Source organism: Mycobacterium sp. 1165196.3 (assembly GCF_001673415.1).
Lineage (GTDB): Bacteria > Actinomycetota > Actinomycetes > Mycobacteriales > Mycobacteriaceae > Mycobacterium > Mycobacterium europaeum_A.
The window spans coordinates 1-1,726 of sequence record NZ_LZLU01000149.1 but is presented as its reverse complement, the minus strand read 5'-3'; the positions used below and the strand labels follow the sequence as shown (position 1 = coordinate 1,726).

The window sequence follows — 1,726 nt, the reverse complement described above, 5'->3', positions numbered from 1 at the left end:
GAGAACCGAAGCCGCAGCCAGCGCCGGCGTTCCCGCGGCGGCTGGATGACGTTGAGCCGCATCGACCAGCCGGCCGGACCGTCTTCGTCGTAGGTTTCCCCGCCGAACCGCATCCGCAGGTCGCCGGGGTATTCGGTTTGCGACCAAGCCAATTCGCGATCGGTCAGCGCCTCGTCGTCGATCACCAGCACGTCGCCGCCGCCCAGTGCGCAACCGATTCCCAGCCCGCCGCCGCCACCACCGGAACCGCCGCCGTCACCGCCACCGCCACCGCCACCGGTGGTGGTCACCACCGCACCGCCGGCACCGGTCTACACCCCCAGGCATACGGCGCCGCCCACCACCGCGCCGCCGCAACCGACGGTCACCACGACGGTGCCGCCGCCACCGCCGGTGGAAACCAGCTCCACACCGCCGCCGCCACCGCCGCCGACGACCACCACCTCGACGGTGCCCATGACCACGGAGTGGATCCACGTTCCGCTGCTGCCGATACCGATTCCGGTGCCGGTTCCCCAGCAGCAGGCCCCGTCGACGCCGCAGTACCCGCAATATCAGCCGTATCCGGGGAACCAGTATTCGCCGTATCCGGGCAGCTCCCAGAATCCGTTCCTGGGGCCGGGCTACTAGCGTCCTTCCTGCGTACGCACACCGCCTGCGGGGTTAGCCGCACGCGCGTAACGTTTATGTCACCAAGTTCGGACGGGGTTCATCCCGTCGTGCCCTCGCACAGGGCGTTGCAAAAGACCTTGGAGGCGTTACGTGGACATCGTGCTTGGAGTGTCGATGGCTCCCAGGACAGTCCGCCTGGTAGCGATCGAAGGTGAAAATGCGGATGGCGTGACCGTCGAACAAGAAGAGTTCGCGGTTGGAGCTGCAGGGAATTCGGCTGATCTCGGCGCCGGTGCGGTCGGTCAGGTGATCGACGCGATCATCGGCACCCGCGAAGGAGTGCTCGAGGGCGGCCACCGGCTGACCTCCGTCGGGGTCACCTGGAGTGACCCCGCCGGCGTCGGGGCGCTGCGGGAGGCGCTCGCCACCCGCGAGATCGACGGCGTGATGCTGGTCGCGCCGTTGCTGGCCGCCGCCGCGCTGGCCCAGACCGTCGGATACGCGCTCGGCTACGAGCGCCTCGCGATGCTGTTCGTCGAGCCGGCGAACGCGACGCTGGCGGTGGTCGACGTCTCCGACGGCTCCATCGTCGATCTGCACCGGCGCCAGATCGGCGACGCTCGCGCGGGCGGCCTGGCCGTCGAGCTGGCGTCGATGGTCTCCGGTCTGGACGCCCGCGGGTCGCGCGCCGACGGTGTGTTCGTGATCGGCTGCGGAACCGACATCGTGGCGCTGAAGTCCACGCTCGAGGCGGCCACCCCGCTTCCGGTCACCGGCCCCGAGGAGCCGGACATGGCGCTGCCGGCCAGCAGCATGGACAAGGGCCGGCGGCGCGGGGGGTCCTCGTCGTCGTCGGCGACGGCGCTGTAGGCCCGCACGTCGGTGTCGACGTCGGCGTGGCCCCAGACGTCCAGGTACGACGGGCCGAGGCCGGGTGGATTCATTTCGCCGGTGCCCGGATCCAGCGCGTAGGCCAGGGCGGCCGTCGACGACGCGAACAGCGGCGCGTTCGCCGAGGCCAGGGCCGCGCCGCGGGCCAGCGCCATGTCCGGCTCCTCGGGGCCGGTGACCGGAAGCGGGGTGGCCGCCTCGAGCGTGGACTTCAGCGCCACGA

General features: G+C 70.9%; 2 protein-coding genes and 2 pseudogenes. 2 read left to right on the top strand and 2 right to left on the bottom strand.

The window, feature by feature from the left end:
- A pseudogene (locus A5659_RS16405) lies at window positions 1-290 on the bottom strand (hypothetical protein); the annotation flags it as partial.
- Between the two features lie 21 nt (window positions 291-311).
- Window positions 312-458 carry a hypothetical protein gene (locus A5659_RS28195; RefSeq protein ID WP_197498036.1) on the bottom strand — a complete coding sequence of 49 codons (147 nt, stop codon included), beginning with the start codon at window positions 456-458 and terminating at the stop codon, window positions 312-314.
- Between A5659_RS28195 and A5659_RS27795 the strand changes: the two genes are divergently transcribed.
- Complete coding sequence (locus tag A5659_RS27795; protein WP_156749249.1) at window positions 457-630, top strand: hypothetical protein; 174 nt, start codon at window positions 457-459, stop codon at window positions 628-630. The two genes, A5659_RS28195 and A5659_RS27795, sit on opposite strands and share 2 nt — an antisense overlap.
- A 132-nt stretch (window positions 631-762) precedes the next feature.
- Window positions 763-1,413 (top strand): annotated as a pseudogene (locus A5659_RS16400) (hypothetical protein); the annotation flags it as partial.
- Between the last annotated feature and the right edge of the window lie 313 nt (window positions 1,414-1,726).